This is a genomic window from Paenibacillus sp. 1011MAR3C5 (assembly GCF_003591485.1).
Taxonomy (GTDB): Bacteria; Bacillota; Bacilli; order Paenibacillales; family Paenibacillaceae; genus Pristimantibacillus.
Window position 1 is genome coordinate 154,264 of sequence record NZ_QZCF01000005.1, and the last position, 22,518, is coordinate 176,781.

At 51.8% G+C, this 22,518-nt stretch carries 22 protein-coding genes; 19 read left to right on the forward strand and 3 right to left on the reverse strand.

Going from position 1 to position 22,518, the window contains the following annotated elements:
- Positions 1 to 89 precede the first annotated feature (89 nt).
- The 13 genes from D3P07_RS16670 to D3P07_RS16730 all read left to right on the forward strand — a co-directional run bounded on the left by D3P07_RS16670 (position 90) and on the right by D3P07_RS16730 (position 12,942).
- Positions 90 to 1,337 carry a competence/damage-inducible protein A gene (locus tag D3P07_RS16670; RefSeq protein WP_119801383.1) on the forward strand — a complete coding sequence of 416 codons (1,248 nt, stop codon included), beginning with the start codon at positions 90 to 92 and terminating at the stop codon, positions 1,335 to 1,337.
- Between the two features lie 239 nt (positions 1,338 to 1,576).
- Positions 1,577 to 2,629: a recombinase RecA gene (gene recA, locus D3P07_RS16675; protein WP_119801384.1), complete on the forward strand. Its 1,053-nt coding sequence runs from the start codon at positions 1,577 to 1,579 to the stop codon at positions 2,627 to 2,629.
- 64 nt (positions 2,630 to 2,693) lie between these two features.
- Positions 2,694 to 3,404: a regulatory protein RecX gene (locus tag D3P07_RS16680; protein WP_119801385.1), complete on the forward strand. Its 711-nt coding sequence runs from the start codon at positions 2,694 to 2,696 to the stop codon at positions 3,402 to 3,404.
- Positions 3,405 to 3,588: 184 nt separating this feature from the next.
- Entirely contained in the window at positions 3,589 to 5,139 is a 1,551-nt protein-coding gene (gene rny, locus D3P07_RS16685) for a ribonuclease Y (protein WP_119801386.1), read from the forward strand.
- A 78-nt stretch (positions 5,140 to 5,217) separates the two neighbouring features.
- Positions 5,218 to 6,012 carry a TIGR00282 family metallophosphoesterase gene (locus tag D3P07_RS16690; RefSeq protein WP_119801387.1) on the forward strand — a complete coding sequence of 265 codons (795 nt, stop codon included), beginning with the start codon at positions 5,218 to 5,220 and terminating at the stop codon, positions 6,010 to 6,012.
- Between the two features lie 163 nt (positions 6,013 to 6,175).
- A complete protein-coding gene (locus tag D3P07_RS16695; RefSeq protein ID WP_006036664.1) occupies positions 6,176 to 6,436 on the forward strand; it encodes a stage V sporulation protein S in 261 nt (86 codons plus the stop codon).
- 87 nt (positions 6,437 to 6,523) lie between these two features.
- On the forward strand, positions 6,524 to 7,471 hold the full coding sequence (locus tag D3P07_RS16700; protein WP_310732558.1) for a dipeptidase: 948 nt from the start codon (positions 6,524 to 6,526) through the stop codon (positions 7,469 to 7,471).
- 183 nt (positions 7,472 to 7,654) lie between these two features.
- The gene (locus tag D3P07_RS16705) at positions 7,655 to 9,388 is read left to right on the forward strand and encodes a 2-oxoacid:acceptor oxidoreductase subunit alpha (RefSeq protein WP_119801389.1); all 1,734 of its coding nucleotides are present in this window, start codon (positions 7,655 to 7,657) and stop codon (positions 9,386 to 9,388) included.
- Positions 9,389 to 9,390: 2 nt separating this feature from the next.
- Positions 9,391 to 10,257, forward strand: coding sequence for a 2-oxoacid:ferredoxin oxidoreductase subunit beta (locus D3P07_RS16710; protein WP_119801390.1), 867 nt, complete (start codon positions 9,391 to 9,393; stop codon positions 10,255 to 10,257).
- 86 nt (positions 10,258 to 10,343) lie between these two features.
- Positions 10,344 to 10,916 (forward strand): phosphate propanoyltransferase, encoded by a 573-nt coding sequence (gene pduL / locus D3P07_RS16715; RefSeq protein WP_119801391.1) that lies wholly within the window; start codon positions 10,344 to 10,346, stop codon positions 10,914 to 10,916.
- 144 nt (positions 10,917 to 11,060) lie between these two features.
- The gene (locus D3P07_RS16720) at positions 11,061 to 11,441 is read left to right on the forward strand and encodes a GntR family transcriptional regulator (RefSeq protein ID WP_119801392.1); all 381 of its coding nucleotides are present in this window, start codon (positions 11,061 to 11,063) and stop codon (positions 11,439 to 11,441) included.
- Positions 11,442 to 11,444: 3 nt separating this feature from the next.
- Positions 11,445 to 12,317: an ABC transporter ATP-binding protein gene (locus D3P07_RS16725; protein ID WP_119801393.1), complete on the forward strand. Its 873-nt coding sequence runs from the start codon at positions 11,445 to 11,447 to the stop codon at positions 12,315 to 12,317.
- The gene (locus D3P07_RS16730; protein WP_119801394.1) at positions 12,310 to 12,942 is read left to right on the forward strand and encodes an ABC-2 transporter permease; all 633 of its coding nucleotides are present in this window, start codon (positions 12,310 to 12,312) and stop codon (positions 12,940 to 12,942) included. The genes D3P07_RS16725 and D3P07_RS16730 overlap by 8 nt, the downstream gene beginning before the upstream one ends.
- Positions 12,943 to 13,005: 63 nt before the next feature.
- On the opposite strand, the gene D3P07_RS16735 is transcribed toward D3P07_RS16730, so the two are convergent.
- On the reverse strand, positions 13,006 to 14,496 hold the full coding sequence (locus D3P07_RS16735) for a DHA2 family efflux MFS transporter permease subunit (protein ID WP_119801395.1): 1,491 nt from the start codon (positions 14,494 to 14,496) through the stop codon (positions 13,006 to 13,008).
- A gap of 236 nt (positions 14,497 to 14,732) precedes the next feature.
- Between D3P07_RS16735 and D3P07_RS16740 the strand changes: the two genes are divergently transcribed.
- From D3P07_RS16740 to D3P07_RS16750, 3 genes are all read left to right on the forward strand, one after another.
- Positions 14,733 to 15,338 (forward strand): TetR/AcrR family transcriptional regulator, encoded by a 606-nt coding sequence (locus D3P07_RS16740; protein WP_119801396.1) that lies wholly within the window; start codon positions 14,733 to 14,735, stop codon positions 15,336 to 15,338.
- Positions 15,339 to 15,482: 144 nt separating this feature from the next.
- Positions 15,483 to 17,081, forward strand: a complete 1,599-nt coding sequence (gene miaB, locus D3P07_RS16745; protein WP_119801397.1) for a tRNA (N6-isopentenyl adenosine(37)-C2)-methylthiotransferase MiaB — start codon at positions 15,483 to 15,485, stop codon at positions 17,079 to 17,081.
- Between the two features lie 25 nt (positions 17,082 to 17,106).
- Entirely contained in the window at positions 17,107 to 17,586 is a 480-nt protein-coding gene (locus tag D3P07_RS16750) for a YlbF/YmcA family competence regulator (RefSeq protein ID WP_119801398.1), read from the forward strand.
- Between the two features lie 84 nt (positions 17,587 to 17,670).
- Here the strand turns inward: D3P07_RS16750 and D3P07_RS16755 are convergent, their stop codons facing one another.
- A complete protein-coding gene (locus D3P07_RS16755; RefSeq protein WP_119801399.1) occupies positions 17,671 to 18,288 on the reverse strand; it encodes a biotin transporter BioY in 618 nt (205 codons plus the stop codon).
- Between the two features lie 123 nt (positions 18,289 to 18,411).
- Between D3P07_RS16755 and D3P07_RS16760 the strand changes: the two genes are divergently transcribed.
- Both D3P07_RS16760 and D3P07_RS16765 read left to right on the forward strand, forming a co-directional pair.
- The gene (locus D3P07_RS16760; protein WP_182914362.1) at positions 18,412 to 19,254 is read left to right on the forward strand and encodes an energy-coupling factor ABC transporter ATP-binding protein; all 843 of its coding nucleotides are present in this window, start codon (positions 18,412 to 18,414) and stop codon (positions 19,252 to 19,254) included.
- The gene (locus D3P07_RS16765; RefSeq protein ID WP_119801401.1) at positions 19,244 to 21,001 is read left to right on the forward strand and encodes an ATP-binding cassette domain-containing protein; all 1,758 of its coding nucleotides are present in this window, start codon (positions 19,244 to 19,246) and stop codon (positions 20,999 to 21,001) included. Before D3P07_RS16760 ends, D3P07_RS16765 begins: the two co-directional genes overlap by 11 nt.
- On the opposite strand, the gene D3P07_RS16770 is transcribed toward D3P07_RS16765, so the two are convergent.
- A complete protein-coding gene (locus D3P07_RS16770) occupies positions 20,978 to 21,631 on the reverse strand; it encodes an HAD-IA family hydrolase (protein ID WP_119801402.1) in 654 nt (217 codons plus the stop codon). The two genes, D3P07_RS16765 and D3P07_RS16770, sit on opposite strands and share 24 nt — an antisense overlap.
- A gap of 233 nt (positions 21,632 to 21,864) precedes the next feature.
- On the opposite strand from D3P07_RS16770, the gene lepB reads away from it, so the two are divergent.
- Positions 21,865 to 22,410: a signal peptidase I gene (lepB, locus tag D3P07_RS16775; RefSeq protein WP_119801403.1), complete on the forward strand. Its 546-nt coding sequence runs from the start codon at positions 21,865 to 21,867 to the stop codon at positions 22,408 to 22,410.
- The last annotated feature ends 108 nt before the right edge of the window (positions 22,411 to 22,518 follow it).

The following is a 22,518-nucleotide window of genomic DNA, read 5'->3' on the forward strand; positions in this document are numbered from 1 at the left end:
ATGCGAGAAGAGCACTTTCCCATGAGCCGGGAGAGTGCTCTTCCTATCATGATCCATATCAGCCATACGGGCTGGAGAAGGAGGCAACGATGAAGGCGGAGATTATTGCGGTGGGAACAGAGCTGCTCCTTGGACAGATCGTAAATACGAATGCACAAGCGATATCCCAGAAACTCGCCGAGCTTGGCATTGATGTTTATTTCCAGACGGTGGTCGGCGATAACGCTGGCCGGTTAAGACAAGCGATTGAGATCGGGCGTGGACGCGCCGATCTGCTTCTGTTCACGGGAGGGCTTGGACCGACCCAGGACGATTTGACAAAAGACGTATTGGCGCAATATCTGGGACGCAAGCTGATTATTCACGAGCCTTCGATGGCCGTCATCGAAGAGATGTTTTCGTCCAGAGGGATGGCGATGGTGGAGAGCAACCGCAGGCAGGCGCATATGATCGAAGGAAGCGTGCCGCTCCATAATTCGACCGGGCTTGCAGTTGGTAACGCACTGGAGGAGGACGGCACCATGTACATCCTGCTGCCCGGTCCGCCAAGAGAGATGAAGCCGATGCTGGAAGGACCGGCTCAAGATTGGATCCGTTCCATGCTGGGCGAGGAAATTCCGTTGTTCTCGCGTCTGCTGAAGTTCGCCGGTATCGGCGAATCCAACCTGGAAGCGAAGCTGCTGGACTTGATCGAAGGTCAGGAGGACCCGACCATCGCTCCGTATGCAAAGGAAGGCGAGGTGTCGGTGCGCGTATCGACGAAGGCGCGGACCGTCGCGGAAGCCGATGAAAAAATTGATGCGACCGTCGCAGCGATCAAGGAACGTATCGGTGAGCATCTCTACGCTCAATCGGATATTCCAATCGAAGAAGAGATAGTAGGGCTTCTCAGAAGCTCCAGACGCCGCCTGGCAAGTGCCGAGAGCTGCAGTGGAGGATTGTTCGCCGAGCTCGTCACGAACGTGCCTGGCAGCAGCGGGGAGTTCGTAGGAGGCGTTGTCACCTATACCAACGTCATGAAGAACAAGCTGCTCGGCATTCCGATGGCCCAACTGGAAGGGCCGGACGCGCCGGGAGCAATCAGCGAGTCCACGGCAGCCATGATGGCCGAGAACGTCCGGTTAATGTCCGATGCCGACTTCGGCGTCTCGCTCACCGGCGTAGCGGGACCGGCGGAATCGGAAGGCAAGCCTGTCGGTCTGGTCTACTTTGCAGTGGCGGAGCGGGGCAAGGATCCGGTGGTCTATACTGCGAGGCTGAGCGGAGGACGCTCCATGATCCGGCTGCGCGCCGTGAAGGCAGCAATGTACCGGCTCTGGCTTGCTCTGCAAGCCTAAGAAAATGTCAGATTTTTGTTGTCAAATGTCGAAGCAGGCGATATAATTAGGACTAGTTACCGGAAGAACCGTGGCGAAGATTACTTTGCTGCGGTTTTTTTATGTCTTCTTCGCTGCTGAATGAGAGTGGAGAGGAGGGTGCGGGAACAAAAATTACGAATGTGTGTTCGAAAAAACTATTGGCAACCAGTCCGAAATAAGGTATCATACTAGTATAAATAGTGAAGGATGTGAGTGGGTTGGCGGATCGTCGCGCAGCTTTGGATAACGCTCTACGTCAAATTGAGAAGCAATTTGGCAAAGGCTCCATTATGAAATTGGGTGAATCAACACACATGCAGGTTGAGACCGTGCCTAGCGGCTCGCTTGCTCTAGATATCGCGCTCGGCATCGGCGGATTGCCGAGAGGCAGGGTCATTGAAGTATACGGACCGGAATCGTCAGGTAAGACGACCGTTGCGCTTCATGCGATTGCGGAAGTACAACGCATCGGCGGACAAGCCGCGTTCATCGACGCGGAGCATGCGCTGGATCCCCTTTATGCCAGCAAGCTGGGCGTCAACATTGACGAATTGCTGCTTTCGCAGCCAGATACGGGCGAGCAGGCGCTTGAGATTGCGGAAGCGCTTGTGCGAAGCGGCGCTGTAGATATTGTCGTAGTTGACTCCGTTGCGGCTCTTGTGCCAAAGGCGGAGATCGAAGGCGACATGGGCGACTCTCACGTCGGCTTGCAAGCCCGTCTGATGTCGCAGGCGCTCCGGAAGCTGTCCGGCGCTATCTCGAAGTCGAAGACCATCGCCATCTTTATCAACCAGTTGCGTGAGAAGGTCGGCGTGATGTTCGGCAATCCGGAGACGACACCGGGCGGACGCGCACTTAAGTTCTACTCCAGCGTGCGGCTGGACGTGCGCCGGATTGAGACGCTGAAGCAAGGCAATGACATGGTCGGCAACCGTACGCGCATCAAGGTCGTGAAGAATAAGGTTGCTCCTCCGTTCAAGCAAGCGGAGATTGACATCATGTACGGTGAAGGCATCTCCAGAGAAGGCAGCTTGATTGATATCGGCGTAGAGCAGGATATTGTTCAGAAGAGCGGCGCCTGGTTCTCGTATAACGGTGAGCGTCTGGGTCAAGGACGTGAGAATGCCAAGCAGTTCTTGAAGGACAATAAAGAACTGTCGGCCGAAATTGAAAAGCAAATTCGGGAAGCCAGCAATCTGTCCGCAACTGCTTCGCCAGCTAACTTCTCCGCTGACGAAGACGAGGACGATCTGGATTTCGACGAAGAATAAGCATATCGCGTTCGCCGCTCTCCATGGGGAGCGGCGACGTTTTTGTATAGGGGGTTTGGTAACCATGGACACGGACCAAATAGAGAATGAAGACGGTTGGATCATCGGGACGGTCAAGCGGGACCGCACAGAGAAGAAGCAATACCTGATTTTCTCCGATCCCGAGACGGAGAAGCCGCTGCTATCTGTACATGAAGATATTATGATTCGCTTCAGGCTGCTCAAAGGGCAGTTTCTTCCGAAAGCTCAGCTGGAGGAAATTCGCAATGAAGACGAGAGGTACAAGGCATACGCGCTCGCCATTGCCTATTTGGGCGCGAAGCCGCGAACGAGAAAAGCGATTGCCCAATATTTGGCGCGCAGGGAGCTGCAGGAAGACAATATTGAATATGCGCTGAACCGTTTAGAATCCGAACAACTTGTGGATGATGAACAATATGCGCGCCAATTTGCGACAAGCCGGATGCGCAGCGGACAAAAGGGCAGGCTGATGATCAGGCAGGAGCTGCAGCAGCGTGGCGTCCCGAAGCAAGTCGCCGCAGAAGCGGTGACGGAGCTGGATCGCGAGAGCGAGCTGGATGCGGCCAAAACATTAGCAGAGAAGAAAAGCCGGACAGTAAAAGGCGACCCCAAGCAGCGCAAAGCCAAGCTAATGGCATTTCTGCTGCGCAGGGGATTTCCTGGAGATATCGTACGCGAAGCGATTCGCGGCATAGAGTGGAAGGACAAGGATAGCAAGGAGCAGGAAGATGATGGCGTTTTGCTTGACAACTGATTTTATGTAAAGATAAAATGAGGTTGTATTCCTTCACAATTTTGAATCGATTTTTCTTCCAAAAGTTGATTCGAAACGATTTATTTCGTCAAAATGGAACATGATGAAACGGTATGGAAACCGGTTGAAAACCTAATAACATCCCAAGCAATGCCTTGGTGTATGCAGCAAGGAGGTGAACAAGATGGGAGATGTAAGCATCTGGATCTTGATTCCGATCTTTATCCTTGTTGGCGCAATTTTCTTTGGGATTGGTTATTTTACTCGAAAGTCGATTGCCGAGGCGAAAATTTCAAGCGCTGAGCAAGCTGCGGTCCAAATCGTAGAAACTGCGAAGAAAGACGCAGAGGCACAGAAGAAAGAAACGGTACTCGAGGCGAAAGACGAAGTCCACAAACTACGTGCAGAAGCTGAGAAAGACATCCGCGAGCGGCGCAATGAGGCGCAACGTCAGGAACGACGCCTGCTCCAGAAAGAAGAGTCGCTGGATAGAAAATTAGAAGCGCTAGAACGCAAAGAAGAATCTGTAGCCAACAAGGAGAAAAGAATCGAAGAAACACAAGAACAGATTGACTCCATTTACAAGCAGCAGCTTAGCGAACTTGAACGTATTTCCAGCTTGACAATGGAGGACGCTAAGTCAATTATTTTGACCAATGTCGAGCAGGAAGTACGTCACGAGACCGCGCAAATGATCAAGGAAATTGAACAGCAAGCGAAGGAAGAAGCAGACAAAAAAGCACGTGACATTATATCGCTGGCGATTCAGCGTTGTGCGGCCGATCATGTGGCGGAGACAACGGTATCCGTTGTCACTTTGCCTAATGAAGAGATGAAGGGCCGTATCATTGGTCGTGAAGGCCGTAATATCCGCGCTTTGGAAACATTGACCGGTATCGATCTCATTATCGACGATACACCGGAAGCGGTCATTTTGTCAGGCTTTGACCCAATTCGCCGCGAAATTGCTCGAACTTCCCTTGAGAAACTGGTGGCGGACGGTCGTATTCACCCTGCGAGAATTGAAGAGATGGTTGAGAAATCCCGCAAGGAAATTGACGAACGTGTCCGTGAATATGGTGAACAGGCGACATTCGAGGTTGGCGTTCACGGATTGCATCCTGATCTGATCAAAATACTGGGACGGCTTAAATATCGGACTAGCTATGGTCAGAACGTGTTGAAGCATTCGATGGAGGTCGCATATCTGACAGGACTGATGGCAGCGGAGCTTGGCGAGGATATTACGCTGGCAAAGCGCGCAGGATTGCTGCATGATATCGGCAAAGCGCTTGATCATGAGGTGGAAGGCTCCCATGTCGAGATTGGCGTTGAACTGGCCAAGAAATACAAGGAGCATCCGGTCGTTATTAACAGTATCGCTTCTCACCATGGCGATACGGAAGCTACTTCCGTCATCGCGATGCTGGTCGGAGCGGCGGACGCCTTGTCCGCAGCACGTCCGGGAGCACGCCGTGAGACGCTGGAGACGTACATCAAACGTCTGGAGAAGCTGGAGGCTATTACAGAATCGTTCGACGGCGTTGAGAAGTCGTATGCGATTCAAGCGGGCCGCGAGGTTCGCGTAATGGTACAGCCTGAGAAGATTGACGATACGGAAGCGTTCCGTCTTGCTCGCGATATTACGAAGAAGATCGAGAGTGAACTCGATTATCCGGGACATATTAAAGTTACGGTTATTCGTGAGACAAGAGCAGTGGAATACGCGAAGTAATAGGCATATGTATTCGGAGAAGTGGCTGCTTGTCAGCCACTTTTCTGCATTGAAGGCTTATAAAGGATGGATAGCAGGATGAACGTATTATTTATTGGAGACATTGTAGGAAATGTGGGACGCAGCGCTCTCAAGCAGGTGCTGCCTGCATTGCGCGACAAATATAATCCGCACATTATTATTGTGAATGGCGAAAATGCCGCCGCAGGCCGGGGCATCACCAAAAACATCGCGCGCGAGTTTTTTGAGTGGGGCGTTCACGGAATTACGATGGGGAATCACACTTGGGACAACAAGGACATTTTCGAATGGATCGATGATGAACCGAGAATTGTGCGTCCCGCCAACTTCTCGCCGCAGGCGCCTGGACAGGGCATGGCGATTATAAAGGCGAACGGCAAGCAATTGGCTATTATTAATCTGCAAGGCCGGGCGTTCCTGCCGCCGATCGATTGTCCGTTCCAGACGGCTGACATGCTGATTGAGGAAGCCCAGAACACGACAAAGGCCATATTGGTCGATTTTCATGCAGAGGCGACATCGGAGAAAATTGCTATGGGCTGGTATCTGGATGGAAGAGCTTCGATCGTGCTTGGTACGCACACGCATGTTCAGACGAACGACGATACGATATTGCCGGAAGGAACGGCTTATATAACGGATGTCGGGATGGTCGGCTCCAAGGAAGGCGTGCTTGGCATGGAGAAGGGCGCAGTGCTTCACCGTTTTCTGACCCAGCTTCCATCCCGGTTCGTCGTGGACGAAGGCAAGTGGCATCTGCACGGGTTGTCGGTACAGATCGATGATGCGACCGGCAAAGCGACGAAGATAAACAAGATTCGGCTGACGGAAGACGAATGGCTGCTTATGTAGCGAGGAGGCTGCTCGGAGTGAGCAGTCTTTTTTTTGTCTACAAAAATCAGACAATTCAGAACTGTTAGTAAAGTTAGCGTGATAAAAGCAGGAATCTTTCGCCTTCTCTCGAATAGTATTTTAGAAGTGGAATCCATCCAACATTCCAGGGGAGGTACTTTTCATGGACGTATTAAAAGTATCAGCGAAGTCCAATCCGAATTCCGTTGCAGGTGCGCTGGCTGGCGTATTGCGTGAACGCGGCGGCGCCGAGCTTCAGGCTATTGGGGCTGGTGCATTGAATCAAGCGATTAAGGCGGTAGCCATTGCGCGCGGGTTTGTCGCCCCTAGCGGTGTGGATCTCATTTGCATCCCTGCGTTTACGGATATTGTTATTGACGGAGAAGATCGGACTGCGATAAAGCTTATTGTGGAGCCGCGCTAACGGATCGGCATGCATACGACACGACATCAGCCTGTTTACCCCGTAGACAGGTTTTTTGCTTTGAGATGAGCCGGGAGGATGAATAGTATGGCTATTGTGGATTTTCATTGTGACGTATTGTCCAAGCTGCTGAGGGATCGGGAATTGACCTTTCAAGGGAACAAGCCTGGCGTGCTGGATGTGACGCTGGACCGGCTCAAGGCTGGCCATGTCATCTTGCAGACGTTTGCCGTATTTATATCGCCAAGCCGTTCCGATTATCATGAGATCGACCCGATCTTGGAAAGTATAGATTTATTTTATGAGAAAATATTGCGATTTCCGGAGATGCGGATCATACGGACCGTGTCAGATCTCGATGCATGCATCCAGGAGGGCAGGATTGGCGCTCTGCTGTCGCTTGAAGGAGTGGGGGGGCTGAGAGGCAGGCTATCGATGCTGCGGCTCCTGAAGCGGCTTGGCGTGCGGGCAGCGGGACTTACATGGAACGATGCGAATTGGGCGGCGGATGGTGTTATGGAAGCCAGAGCCGGCGGATTGACGGAGCAGGGTGCCGCTTTTGTACAGGAGTGTAATAAACAGGACATCATCGTCGATGTATCTCATTTGTCAGAAAGGGCCTTTTGGGATGTCGCTGCGCTGTCGTACAAGCCGATTGTCGCATCGCACTCCAATGTGCGCGAGCTATGCGATCATCCCCGCAACCTGACGGACTTGCAGATCGGGGCTATCATAGATAGCGGCGGATTGATCGGCATCACGTATGTGCCGCAATTTGTCCGTGCCGCAGGCGACGTGACGATAGATGATGTGCTGCGGCATGTAGAGCATATATGCGCGCTCGGCGGGGAAAAGCATCTTGCGCTTGGATCGGACTTTGACGGGATCGACCGCCATGTGCAAGGCTTGTCCCATCCTGGACAAGTTGTCGCGCTGCAAGAGGCGCTGCTGAAGAGATTTAGCCCAGAGCAAGTCCAAGGCATCTTGTCCGGCAATGCTCTTTCGTTCCTCAGGGGACAACTCCCCGTGGAATAATCGGATTTGATCTCGCGGCGATATGGGAATGATCGAAACAAACTATCTTTTATCTAAGCGTTTACATCTTGCAAAACCGTGAATGCAAACATAAAATTGTTGTGACTATAATCGTTTCTATTATATAATGCTTAATGTTGTCTAATTTTCATGCACCTTCATGAAGCAGAGGAGATGGGCGTTTTGATAAGTCAATTATCTTGGAAGATTGGCGGACAGCAAGGTGAAGGCGTAGAAAGTACCGACCGTATTTTTTCCACAGCACTTAACCGGCTAGGTTATTACTTATATGGGTACCGTCATTTTTCATCACGTATAAAAGGCGGTCATACAAATAATAAAATCCGTATCAGCACGAAGCCGATTCGGGCGATCTCGGATGATCTCGATATTTTGGTAGCTTTCGATCAGGAGAGTATTGATCTGAATGCTCGCGAATTGCGCCAAGGCGGAGTTATCGTAGCGGACGCCAAATTCGATCCGACCGTACCGGAAGGCATCGACGCCCGTTTATTTGCTGTGCCGATTACGAAGATGGCCGAGGAACTTGGCACATCGCTAATGAAGAACATGGTAGCCTCCGGCGCATCTTGGGCTTTGCTCGGTTTGCCGCTCGAAGTGTTGGGCAAAGCGGTGGAAGAGGAGTTTGGCCGCAAAGGGCCGGCAATTGTGGAGAAAAATATTGAAGCGGTGAAACGCGGCGCCGAATTTGTGCTGGAGCAAGCGGGCGGTCCGCTGGATGAATTCAAGCTGCATGAGGCGGACGGCAAGCAGAAGCTGTTCATGATCGGCAATGAAGCGATCGGACTGGGCAGCATCGCGGCAGGCTGCAGGCTGATGTCTGCGTATCCGATTACACCAGCATCGGAAATTATGGAATATCTCATTAAGAAGCTGCCGAAATTCGGCGGTACCGTTGTTCAGACGGAGGACGAGATTGCGGCAGTCACGATGGCGATCGGGGCGAACTATGCCGGCGTTCGGACGATGACGGCATCCGCAGGCCCTGGCTTGTCTCTTATGATGGAAGCTATCGGTCTAGCAGGCATGACAGAGACTCCGCTAGTTATAGTCAATACTCAGCGCGGCGGCCCATCGACCGGCTTGCCAACGAAGCAGGAGCAGTCCGACTTAAATGCGATGGTATACGGCACGCATGGCGAGATACCGAAAGTGGTCATTGCGCCAGCATCGATTGAGGATTGCTTCTACGATATGATCGAAGCGTTCAACGTGTCGGAGCAATACCAGGTTCCCGTCATTGTTATGACAGACTTGCAGCTATCGCTAGGCAAGCAGTCCTGTGAGCCGCTTGATTATAGTAAAGTACAGATTTCACGCGGAAAACTGGTAACGGACGCTCCTGCACTGGAAGGACCGGAGCTGTTCAAGCGTTATGAGCTTACAGATGACGGCATCTCCCCGCGTGTTCTGCCGGGCGAGAAAGGCGGATTGCATCACGTGACGGGCGTAGAACATGACGAAGTGGGCCGTCCGTCTGAGAATGCAGTGAACCGTCAGCGTATGATGGATAAGCGTCTCAAGAAGCTGAATGATCTATCGATCCGCGATGCGATTCGCGTCGATGCGCCGAATGAAACGCCTGATTTATTGATGATCGGCATGGGATCGACAGGCGGAACGATCGATGCGGCTAGAGCTCTGTTAGAGCAAGATGGTGTGAAAACGGGCCATATTACGGTTCGGCAAATTCATCCATTCCCGACAGACGCGCTTAAGCTTTACTTGGAGAAAGCCAAAAAAGTCGTCGTGATCGAGAACAACGCTACGGCTCAGCTGGCTGGCCAGATCAAAATGTACACAGGCTTCTCCGATAAGATTGAGAGCCTGCTGAAGTACGACGGCAATCCATTCCTTCCGCTTGAAGTCTATAAAGCAAGTAAGGAGCTGAGCTAAAGATGGCAACGTTCAAAGAATTTCGTAACAATGTGAAGCCGAACTGGTGTCCAGGTTGCGGGGACTTCTCGATTCAGGCCGCGATTCAGCGCGCCGCTGCGAATGTAGGTTTGGAACCGGAGGAGCTGGCGGTAATTTCCGGAATCGGCTGTTCGGGCCGAATATCCGGTTACATTAACGCATACGGCCTCCATGGCATCCACGGACGAGCGCTCCCAATCGCACAAGGCGTCAAGCTCGCCAACCGCGAGTTGACGGTAATTGCTTCGGGCGGAGACGGAGACGGCTTTGCAATCGGCATGGGCCATACGGTACATGCGATTCGCCGTAACCTGAATATTACGTATATCGTCATGGATAACCAGATCTACGGCTTGACGAAAGGACAGACGTCGCCTCGCAGCGCAGAGGGCTTCAAGACGAAGTCGACTCCGGAAGGCTCTATTGAAACTACGCTTTCTCCACTTGAGATCGCGATGTCTGCAGGCGCAACCTTTGTTGCCCAGTCATTCTCCAGTGATCTGAAAGGGCTGACGAGTCTGATTGAACAAGGCATCAAGCATGAAGGCTTCTCCTTGATCAACGTATTCAGCCCGTGCGTAACATTCAATAAAATCAATACCTATGATTGGTTCAAAGAAAATATCGTCAGCCTTGAGCAATTTCCGGACTATGATCCGGGCGATCGCGTAGCGGCCATGAACAAAATCATGGAGACGAACGGCATGCTGACGGGTCTGATCTATCAGAATACAACACGCAAGTCGTATGAAGACATGATCTCGGGCTTTAAGCCTGAGGGATTGGCGAAGCAAGAGCTTGCTATCTCCGAGGAGCAATTCGATCAGCTTGTCGCCGAATTTAAATAAATGCTATGATAAGCATACGGCTCTGCAAGCCGTATGCTTTTTTATAGGTTTTAAGCATTACATCAATTGAACAGGAGTGCAACAACATGAGCAAACAAGTACCAGTAGGCGTATCGGCACGACATATCCATCTATCGGAGGAACATGTACATATATTGTTCGGCAAGGGTTATCAATTAACGGAGATGAAGCCATTGTCACAGCCGGGACAATATGCGGCGAACGAGACGGTAGCCGTCACCGGACCGAAGGGTTCTTTCGGCAAAGTGCGCATTCTGGGTCCGGTGCGCAAGCGTACGCAGCTTGAAGTATCACGCACCGATGCGTTCGCGCTGGGCGTCAACCCTCCCGTCCGCGAATCCGGCGATATAGCAGGATCTGCAGGCATTACAATTCAAGGTCCAGCTGGCGAAGTCGTGATCGAGGAAGGTGTAATCGTGGCAGCGCGCCATATTCACCTCCATACAAGTGATGCGGAGCGCTTAGGCATTGCGGATAAGCAAAAACTGCGTGTTCGTGTAGGCGGTGACCGCGGCGTGGTGTTCGAGCATGTTGTCGCACGCGTCTCGGCTGACTTTGCGCTTGATATGCATATCGATACGGACGAAGCAAATGCGGCAGGCGTGAAAAACGGAGATATGGCGGACATTATCGAGTAGTTGAATAGGATCGGTGAGGAAGGCTCTTCGGGTATAAACCCGACGGAGCCTTTTTTTTGATGCTTCTCATTTCAGAATTGACGAAATTGTTCATAGTGTATATATTATATATATACATTAAATACATGATAGACGGTGGTAGGTATGAATATCATTTTATCGAATGCATCAGATGAGCCCATCTATGGACAGATCGTTCGACAAATTCGCAATCTGATCTTGAATAGCGAGCTGTCTGCGGGACAAAGCTTGCCCTCCATCCGGCAGCTTGCGAAGGAATTGGGAATTAGCGTCATTACGACGAAGCGTGCGTACGAGGAGCTCGAGAAGGAAGGGCTTATCGATTCTGTAGTGGGCAAAGGCTCCTTCGTCTCTGGAGCCAATCCGCAATTTATTAGAGAGCAGCGCCTGAAGCAGCTGGAGAGCAAGCTGACAGACATTGTAGAAGAAAGCCGTTCCCTGCAGCTGACCCTGGAGGAGCTCTTCGACCATATTCGTCTTATCGATCAAGGGATGGAGGAGTAGAGAATGGAACAGCATGTGATTGAAGTGCGTAACTTAACAAAACGCTTCAAGAGGTTTGCCCTAGAAGATATCAACTTGGATATCCGGCAGGGATATATAACCGGGTTGATCGGAGTCAATGGAGCAGGCAAGAGCACATTGATCCGCTTAGCGATGGGCATGGCGGTACCGACGGCAGGAGAGGTTCGCGTCTTCGGGCACAGCATTCGTCAGCAGGAGGCTGAGCTCAAGGAGAGAATTGGCTTCGTAGCCGATGACAGTCACTTCTATGAGCAATTGACAATCGGCATGATGAAGAATATTTATGCTCCTTTTTATAAGAAGTGGGACGACAGACTTTTCAAGCGCTACCTTGACCGATTCGAGCTATCCCCAAAGGCCAAAATTCAAAGCCTGTCCAAAGGGATGAAGATGAAGCTCTCTCTAGCGCTTGCATTATCCCATCAAGCCGATTTGCTCATTATGGATGAGCCGACAGCAGGTCTGGACCCGGTATTCCGCAGAGAGCTGCTGGAGCTGCTTGCCGAGCTCATGCTCGATGAGCGCAAGTCGATCCTGTTTTCAACCCATATTACAACGGATCTGGACCGCGTAGCCGATTACATCGCATTTCTTCATAAAGGAAACCTGGTCTTCAACGAGTCGAAGGAGCAAATCTTCGATCGATACGGGCTGGTGAAAGGGGACAAAGAGCTTCTTGACGCTGATATCCGCAAGCTATTCGTCGGAATACGAGAGACGGCTGTTGGGTTTGAAGCGCTCACGGATAACAGAAAATCGGTGGAGCCGTTTCTGGCTGACCATGCTCAAATTGAGCGTCCGACCTTGGAGGACATCATGTTTTTGACCGCGAAAGGAGCTGCGGCGCATGTCTAACCTGTATTATCTGATCCGGAAGGATATCATTGTGTTAAGGTGGTATTTTCTTTTTATTACGGCTTATGCGCTTGTTTTCGGGGTGTTCTTGCAAACCTCATTCTCACCTCTCATGATCAGTATGCTGCCAGCCATAATGATGATCATGTTCACTGCCAGCATGGAAACTCGCAACAAGAGTATGATGTTTATCGGGACATTGCCGGTAAGCCGCAAGCAGATTGTGTCGGCTAAATACGTATCGGTCTTTTTCTATTATTTATTGGGACTAGTATTGATGGCCGTTGTCCATGCCGCGAACCAATACGCGAACGAATACATGATGAGCCAGTCTTTCATGGTATCGGGAATTAACGTATTGCTGGCATTTGGATTAACAATGGTTTACGCAGCGATTTATTTTCCCGTCATGTTTTGGCTGGGTGTTAAAAACTCCAACTTTATTGCTTTTCTCGCTATATTTGCAATGGTGATATTGATTGGATTTATCAGCAATATAACCGATAAGTTCTCCGATGACATCTTCGCTGCAGGGTTAGGCATACCCGTTGTCAGCTTGCTGCTTCTGTACGGTTCATTTCGATTATCGCTGTTCATTTTCACTCGCAAGGATATGGCAGGATAACAGGATCATCTTATAAAAAGAGCAGCTTGCACCCGGTGCAAGCTGCTCTTTTTTCGTTGGTAGTCAGTGTCCCATCATCATGGACACATCCGGTTTGTCGGCTGCGGCTACGCCGTCATCCTGTTGCTTCGGCTTGCGAAGCAGCAGGGCAACGAGAATGCCGAAGACCCCAATGCAAGACAGGACGAAGAAGGCATCGCCGAACGACAGATATGGAATGTCCGGTCCCGGATTCTGAGCCGAATAATGCTTGACCCGATCTGCCAGAAGCGTAGACAGACCCGCAATGGCGAAGGAGCTCATAACCTGCTGAGCCGCGCCAGTCAGAGACGTTACCCGGCCGACGAGATGTCTAGGCGCGGATTGGATGATATGCGTGTTGAGCGGCATCATGGAGAAGCCCATCCCCGAGCCCAGAAGCACCAGCGGCACCATAATTTGCGGGATCGTCGTGTCGACCGTAATGTTGGACAATAAGTAAGCGCCGACCGATACAAGCAGCAGACCGAAGATCACGACTGGCCGTGCGCCCAGCTTATCGAACAGCTTGCCGCCGATCGGCATGAACAATCCAGCCGAAAGCGCCTGAGGAAGCAGGATCAAGCCGGTCTCGAAGGCGGAATAGCCCTTCGCTTGAATCAGGAACAGCGGAATGAGGAAGAGCGTACCGAACAGAGCAATCTGCACGATCCATTGCAGTACCACACCGCGTGTGAAGTCGGCGGACTTGAATACGCGAAGCTCCAATAGAGGATTCTTGCGGCTCAGTTCTGCGACAATAAAGATGATAAGTGCAACACCGCCGACAATTAGGCCGATCAGTGTCTCTGGCGCGGTCCAGCCGCTGCCGCCGCCATGCTCGCTGCCTGCCGAGCTAATGCCGTATGCAAGCGCCGCGAAGGCTAGCGGAGCGAAGATCATGCCCAGCAAGTCAAGCGAAGGCACCGTCTGACGCTCCAGATTCGGCAGGGTACGAAGGCCGATAATAACGGCAATGATACCGATTGGCACATTGATCAGGAAGATCCAATGCCAGGTTGCGTATTCAACCAGCCAGCCGGCAACGACAGGGCCGGAAGCGGGAGCGAGCAGCATCGGAATGCCGATCATGCCCATAACGGCGCCTTGCTTGCCCGGAGGGCTAAGCCGATACGTAAAAGCCATTGCGATAGGGGCAACCATGCCGCCGCCCAGGCCTTGGATGACGCGGAATACAATTAACTGCTCGACGGTTCCGGCAAGACCGCAAAGGATCGAGCCGATCGTGAACATGACGACGGATAACAAGAAGATCTTCTTGGCTCCGAACTTGTCTGACAGCCATCCAGCCAGTGGAATGACGGCCGCTTGTGCAAGCGCATAGCCGGTTACCGTCCACTGGACAAGAGTGAACGTGCTTTCGAACTCCACCATGAATTGGTTCAAGGCGACATTCATAGCCGTTCCGTCCAAAATGACCATAAACATGCCGACGATGATCGCTAGCAGCGGAAGCATGATGCTGCGAATGGACGGTTCGCCGTTACGCGGTGCTGGTATTGAAGGTGAAGCCATTGCGTATTCCTCCTATCCCATAAAGGGTGTTCTCTTTCTTTCATTGACCTGCCGCAGCACCAAGGCTAAAATAAAGGTGGACGACAGAGTGCGGACAATTGTCCGCACTTATGAATCATATAGAGGATTCCATTAAAAGTCAAACGATTTTTTTGGTTATAACGGTTCTCTTGGAAGAGAAAACGGATGATATTCATAGAGCATTGAATAGATAAATTGAAGGAGGGAGAAATGAGATGTCGGCGACTGAGAACACCCGGTCCAAGGAAGAGCTGAGCAAATGCATTATGGATACCGCTGCGCAATTATTCAGCGAACATGGCGTAGAATCAGTCAGTATGCATCAGATTGCCAAGTCGGCCGGCGTAGGGCAAGGCACACTGTACCGAAGGTATGCGAATAAAGCCGATTTATGCATCGGCCTCATGCAGGATACCTTCGATCAGATGCAGTGTACCATCAACGGCTATATCCGTGAGACAACTGAGCGGCCAGTTCAAGAGCGGCTTAGGGGGGTCATTGGGATTCTGCTCGATTTTCTGGGCGAGAAGTCTAAGATGCTCGGCGTGATTCATGCACAGTTTATGACCGAAAGCAATAAGGATGATTTCTATCAGTCACCGCCCTACCTATTCATGCACGACATGCTGACAGGACTTATATCCGAGCTTCCGGATGAAGACAGTGCGATGGAGATTGACGCGCCTTTTATCGCCCATTCGTATATCGCAATATTGTCTCCTCATACATACAGGCACCTTGTATGTGTGAAAGGATATAGCCACGAGCGGATTTACGAGCAGTTTTGCAGCTTGTACATCGATCCCTTGTTCAAGTCTTGAGGTATCTACCAGAATTTAGATCGCAATCGCTTCCAAAAGCTGACGCACCAATGGATTAGACAAGGTCGATGTGGTATAATTTTGTATTGTTGTGTTGGAATGAATTCGCAGTAGCATGACGGATCTAGCATAAAGGAAGTGAAAATGGACATGACGAAAGAGGCTCCGAAAGCGCCTGCCGCTGCAGGCGGCAAGGGCGAAAAGGACTATTCCAAATATTTCGACTTCAGCGATGCCAAAATCCTGAGCGAGGAAGATGGCGTCACGACTCTACGCATTAAAGGGCGCAACATCCAGCTATCTTCCGCTCCTTCCTATAAAGACGAGAAAAAACGGGGCAAAGAAGAGATTCAGGTACACTATGATTTCACCATTCCGGAGGAATTGCGGACGATGGGGAGAGGCAAGCATTATTTGATTCAAACCTACGGCTGCCAGATGAATGAGCATGATACCGAAGTGATGAAGGGCATGTTCGAGGAGATGGGCTATACCGCTACAGAGGACCGGAGCGAAGCGGATGTCATCCTGCTCAACACATGCGCGATCCGGGAAAATGCGGAGGACAAGGTGTTCGGCGAGCTGGGCCATCTGAAGGTATTGAAGACCGAGAAGCCTGATTTGCTGCTAGGCGTATGCGGCTGCATGTCCCAGGAGGAATCCGTTGTGGGACGTATCTTGCAGAAGCACTCCTTTGTCGATATGATATTTGGTACGCACAATATTCACCGCTTGCCGCATTTGCTTCAGAATGCGTATTACAGCAAGGAATTGGTCGTCGAGGTGTGGTCGAAGGAAGGCGACATTATCGAGAACATGCCGAAGAAACGCGAAGGCATGCGTGCATGGGTGAACATCATGTACGGCTGCGACAAGTTCTGTACCTATTGCATTGTGCCATACACCCGAGGCAAGGAACGCAGCCGCCGTCCGGAGGACGTTATTGCCGAGGTGCGCGAGCTGGCTCGCCAAGGGTATAAGGAAGTGACGCTGCTGGGGCAGAACGTCAATGCGTACGGAAAGGACTTCGAGGATATTGAATACCGGTTCGGCGACTTGATGCACGATATGTCCAAGATCGATATTCCGCGAATCCGCTTTACGACCAGCCATCCGCGAGACTTTGACGATCATCTGATCGAGGTGCTGGCTAGCCGCGGCAATTTGGTGGAGCATATCCACCTTCCCGTCCAGTCGGGCAGCACGGAAGTGTTGAAGCGGATGAGCCGCAAATATTCGCGCGAGATGTTCCTGGACCTGGTGTCACGGATTAAGACTGCTATACCGGAAGTCGTGCTAACCACCGATATTATCGTAGGTTTCCCGGGGGAGACGGACGAGCAATTCGAGGAGACGATGTCCCTTGTGCAGGAAGTCGGATTCCACTTTGCCTACTCGTTCATCTACTCGCCGCGCGAGGGCACGCCTGCAGCCGGCATGGAGGACAATGTGCCGATGGAGACGAAGAAGCGCCGTTTGCAGCGGTTGAACGAGCTTCTTGCCGCACTTAGCCGTGAGAAGAACGATGATATGCTGGGCGAAGTAATTGAAGTGCTGATTGAAGGCGAAAGCAAAAACAATGCCAATGTTCTTTCGGGACGCACCCGGGCGAATAAGCTTGTCCATATGGAAGGACCCAAGGAGTGGATCGGATCGTTCGTGCATGCGAAGGTTACGGAGACACAGACCTGGTATATCAAAGCTGAGCCGATCCTGTCGGCTATAGACGAAGCCGTTAGCTGACGGCCCATAATAGGAGAGATGACGAATGGCAGAACATCAACATGAGCATGGCGTAGCTTGCAGCCATCATGGCGGCACGACGGATATCCCGTCGTTCCATACGCGCGATCTAATCGTGAAGGAAGACATTATGGCAAAAGCGAAGGAGCTTGCGGAGGTCATATTCCACTCCGACGAAGTTCAGCAATACCGCCGCGCTGAGCAGCAGATCAACAGCAATGAACGCGTACAGGTGTTGATCAACCAGATCAAGAAGAAGCAGAAGGAAGTCGTCGCGTTCGAGAAAACGTTCAAAAATCCGGATATGGTGAAAAAAATCGAGACGGAGATGGAGTCGCTTCAGGACGAGCTGGACGGCATTCCTCTCGTATCGCAGTTCCAGCAAAGCCAATCCGATATCAACTATCTGCTTCAGTTAGTTGTAACGGTTATCCGCGACACTGTGTCAGACCGCATTAATGTGGAGGACGCGAGCGAGCCAGATCCCGAGGATTGCAGCGATTAATGAATAAATGAACAAAAGCCGCTTGCCGGCTACGGCTGATTGCCGTAGAGGCGAGCGGCTTATTTTCTTGGTTTTTCATTTAGCTTAGCCTTGTGCTTCACGAGGAGCGGCCGAAGTCGTTTCTACTGCGTCTGCGCTGCGGAATCGGTAGACAAAGGAAGCGAGCGATACGGCTACCAGAGAGCCAATAAACGCTTTGATCGCGTCGCCTGGCAGGAAGGAGCTGCCTACGATGAATGTCTTGGCCCAGCTATAGGGAGCTGTATATTTCATCCACAGAAGTCCCGGTACGTAAGACAGCATGGAGCAAAGGATGAAAAAGATAAGAAAAAATCCGATGAGCGCGTATACCTTATTCGAAATCATGCGCTTCGAAGTCAGCAGCTTATGTACCGCTATGCTGGCGAACATGGCGCAAAATGGGAAGGCAATGATGAATCCGCCGGTCGGCCCGATCAGATGCGGGATTCCACCCTTGCCGCCGAACAACGGCAACCCGAAAGCAGAGAGAATGATAACGACAAATATGCTGGCGAACGCAAGCCGGGGCCTGAGAAACAAGCCGGACAATATAACGGCGAAGGTCTGCAGCGTAATGGGAATTACGGAGAAGTTGAGCTTCATCTGCTGCATGCTCAGCACGATGAACAATGCGGCGAATAATGCGACGTACACGAGTGATCGAATAGAAATGGATTTCATGATCGATAGAATCTCCTTTTCATACTTGCGGAATTATTGTTAACCAATTATCATAGATTCAGGTTAACAAATCGAATTCTAGCACAGCCTTTCGATCATGGGAAGAGGTAAGGGGAAATTTTTTTGACTCAACATATTCAGCTTGAATTAGCCGATGTCTCATATGCGCCGATCTCATTGGCAAGCGAACCAAGCGTTGAAATACTTGCCGGCATTCATTTGAAAGTGACACGCGGCGAGTGGATTACGATATTAGGTAGAAATGGGAGCGGGAAGAGCACGCTGCTGAAAGTGGCAGGTGGTCTGATCCGTCAAGGCGTACGGGGCAGCCTGCATAGAGCGGAAGGTCATCGCGGGAAGGCGATTCCGATTGTGATGCAGCAGCCTGATGCGGGTCTGGTGGGCTCCACACCATGGGAGGACGTGGTGACCTTATTAGAGCGCCAGGGGTCTCCAGCCGATGGTCTGGTTCTGCGCGCGGAGCAGGCGCTGAGGGAGGTTGGGCTTGGCAGCCGCATGCATCAGCCGCTGGATACGTTATCCGGCGGCCAGAAGCAGCTTGTAGCCATTGCAGGCTGTCTCGCGGCAGAGGCGCCTATTCTGCTGCTTGATGAGGTAACAGCAATGCTCGATCCGGGGATGACAGCGGTCGTATGCGGCCATGTCAGGCGCATGCATCAGCAAGGAACGACGGTGCTTTGGATTACCCAGCGTATGGAGGAGCTGCTTCCGGGAGATCGTACGCTCGTCCTCAAGGACGGCCGTATCGTATTCGACGGCTCAGCCGGAGCGCTGTTCCGGCGCACAGCTTCGGAAGTAACGGATAGTCCTGGTGAGCGGGAAGGCTTCGAGGCTCCTTATACGGTCAAGGTAGCATGGGAGCTTGCGGTACAGGGGATTGAGCTTCCGTTCATCCCATTGACGGCGGACCAGCTGGCAGAGGCGGTGAGATGTCATGACCGCTAATTGGCTGTTGGACAACGTAAGGGTACATGCTTCCGGCGACAGGGAGCATGCGCTGCTGCAAGGCGTGAGTATGCGTATTGAAGCGGGTAAAATTATGCTGCTGCTGGGACATAACGGCGCGGGGAAATCGACGCTGCTGGAGAGTCTGGCGGGTCTGCGGGAGCTGGAAAGCGGGTCGATCCGGCTGGGAGATGAACCCTTGTGGGCAGAGAAAGGCAAAAAACGGCTTAATAACAGTGTTATCCGGCGCATTGGCATTGCCATGCAGCAATCGGAAGCACAATGGTTCGCCTCGACGGTTAGGGAGGAATTTGCCTTTTCGCTGCGTCCTTACCGTGTGGATGCTATAGCTGCAGATGCTCACATACAAGCTGCTATGAGCAGTATGGGGCTGGACGCTTCCCTGCTTGATCGAGACCCGTGGACGCTGAGCGGCGGCCAGCAGCGCAGGCTGGCAATCGCTTGTCTGCTGGCATGCGAGCCGGATTGGCTGCTGCTGGATGAGCCAACCGCAGGACTCGATACAGAGGGCATCCAGCGCCTGACCGGCATGCTGTTGGATTATCGGGCGTCTGGACGCGGAGCGATCGTGGTGACGCATGATCTTGAAGCGCTGCTGCCCTTGGCAGACGGCTTGATCATCATACGGGATGGTCAAGCGTTCGAAGCCGCTCCCACGCAGGCGGCGTTGGCGCTGGGCGCAGCCTCGCCTCAAGCGCTGCTAGCGGAAGCGACGCTTCAACACAGGGGCTTGCTGCGCGCGAGAAGCCCGTTCCCTGCATTGAAGGGAGACGAAGGGCCAGTCTGGCAGCAGCCGGAAGAGCTGGCTCGCCGCCTGGCTGGTGAGCTGCTAAGGAAGGACACCGCAGCGGCGGTTCCACAGCCCCAACCGAATCCAGAGGCTGCATTTGATGATCAAGCGGAACATCCTGAACATATTGTGCGACTTTATGATCACTATGGGGGGAACGAAAGTGAAACCCTGGACAGGAAAAGTAAATCGTTTCGTAAAAAGCTTGAAGAGAAATTTGATCCCAGAGCGCTTGTCGCTGCTTATTTGATCCTTACAACGGGGTTCTTAACACTCAATAGCTTGCCTAAGTTAGCGATAGGTGCAATAGTTGCCGGTGCATGCATCACGCCATTTCGCAAGCTGCTTATCCCGTTATGGCCGATCATACGAGGATTTTTATATTTTTCCCTTGCCTTTATCTTTATCGGAGCAGTGTCGCTGCAGCCGTTCGAGCTGCAATGGAGCAAGTCCGAGCCTCTCGCCATTAGAATGTTTCAGTTATGGCTCATTATGCTGCTCGGACTGCCGCTGCTCACTCTCATGACACCGATTCGATTGCAGCGGGGATTGGAGCAAACTTTCGGATGGATGACCAAGCTTCGAGTGCCGATTCATTCGCTAAGCTTGCTAGTCATGCTAATTTTTCGTTTTATACCGCTGCTTATGAAAGAATGGGGCCGGTTCGCCAAAATCGTAAAAGCGCGCGGGAAATCAACAGCCAGAGGCAGCGCCATTCCGCTTCGACTTCTTGCGTATCTGTTCATTCCTTATATCCGTGCCATTCTACGGATGGCGGAGAGCATGGCCGACGCCTTGGAAGCGAGAGGTTTCGGCCAGCACACCGCCCGAACGACCCAAGGCTTCAAGCTTTCTTATACAAGCGCGGACGGGAAGCTGCTGCTTGCCGCCATCGCAGCTTGCGCAGCATTGCTAGCTGTCCGATTCTGGTTGTAGCGAGAGCATCCGGTCCAGCCATCGGTCCGCATCACCGATCCAATGGCCTTCCGAATCGGCTTGCAGCGTATGCCACCCGATTGTTGCGCCTTGGCGCAGGTTCTTGTCCTGATCATCGATGAACAGAACGGGCGCTGAGGCTGGAAGCAACCTGCTGGCATAATCGTAGAGCTCCCGGTGAGGCTTGCTCATGCCGACTTGGCTGGAGATGGTGACGGTGGACAGATAGGGCCGCACAGGCTCCAGAATAGGATCTACCCAAGCGGAAAGATGATTGCTCAAAATATGAATATCGGCTTGCTTGCTCCACTTTGGCAACTCAAGCAGACCGGGCAGCGGGGTCAGACTCTCCATGAGGATCGTCTGGCCCTGCGCTGCGCTTAGGGACGGAGCCTGTGAAGCGATCCAATCCCAGAATTGAATCTCGGACCAGTGTCCAATCCATAATCCACGGCTTACTTCTTCTTTATATTTGGCATATAGCCGCTCTGCCGGTGACTCCGCAAGTCTTGCGACCTCGTTCCAGAAGCGGGGCGACAGATTGGTCGCAAGCACGCCTCCGATATCCATCATCAACTGGGGACGCGCGCCGGCTGCTGCTGAATAATCTTCATTTATTAGATAAGACACTCTGTATTCAACCCCTTTCAATCTCAACTTTATCTTATTCGCTCATTGATTGTCATGAGGATGCCAATCCTTCTGCAAGGCGCTTAGCTGGTTCACGTTCATCTTATCGATGCGCCTAAGGCTCGGTCAAGCGGAACGTCAGCCCAGGTTGTCTCGTATATGGGATAGGTTGTAGACTATAAGTAGTAAAGCAATCATCCCACTATCATATCGTGGAAAGAGGAGGCTTCCATATGGAGCAAGAACAAACAAAACCAAAGGGCAGCAGATGGTTAAAAGAAATCAAGGACTGGACGCTGTCGCTGGGCATAGCGATTGTCGTGGCGCTGTTGTTCCAAAATTATGTGTATGCGCAAACCGAGGTACATAATGTATCGATGCAGAACACGCTGGTAGAAGGCCAGCGGCTGATTGAGGACAAATGGTCGTATCACTTCAATAACCCAAAGCATGGGGATATCGTCATCATTAACGGACCGGAGCATGATGGAAGGCTTGTGAAGCGGATCATTGCGCTGCCGGGACAAACGGTTGATATGAAAGACGGTTATGTGTACGTCGATGGCGTGAAGCTGGAAGAAACGTATGCGAAGGGGCTCACTTATCCCGACGTTGTAGAGATTCCTTTCACCGTCCCTGAAGGGCATGTATTCGTAATGGGCGACAACCGCGAGAGGAGCTTGGACAGCCGAGCATTCGGGGCAGTATCGCTGGACAGCCTGGAAGGCAAGGCCGTCTACCGGATCTGGCCGCTTGGCAAGTTCGGAGGACTTCAATAGGAATTCTAGCTGAAATCGTAATAATTTTGTAATAAAAGCGTTCAGTTTCGTTTAGAAATGATCTTTATGATAGACGATAGGTGAAAGCTTAGATTTCATCGTATACAC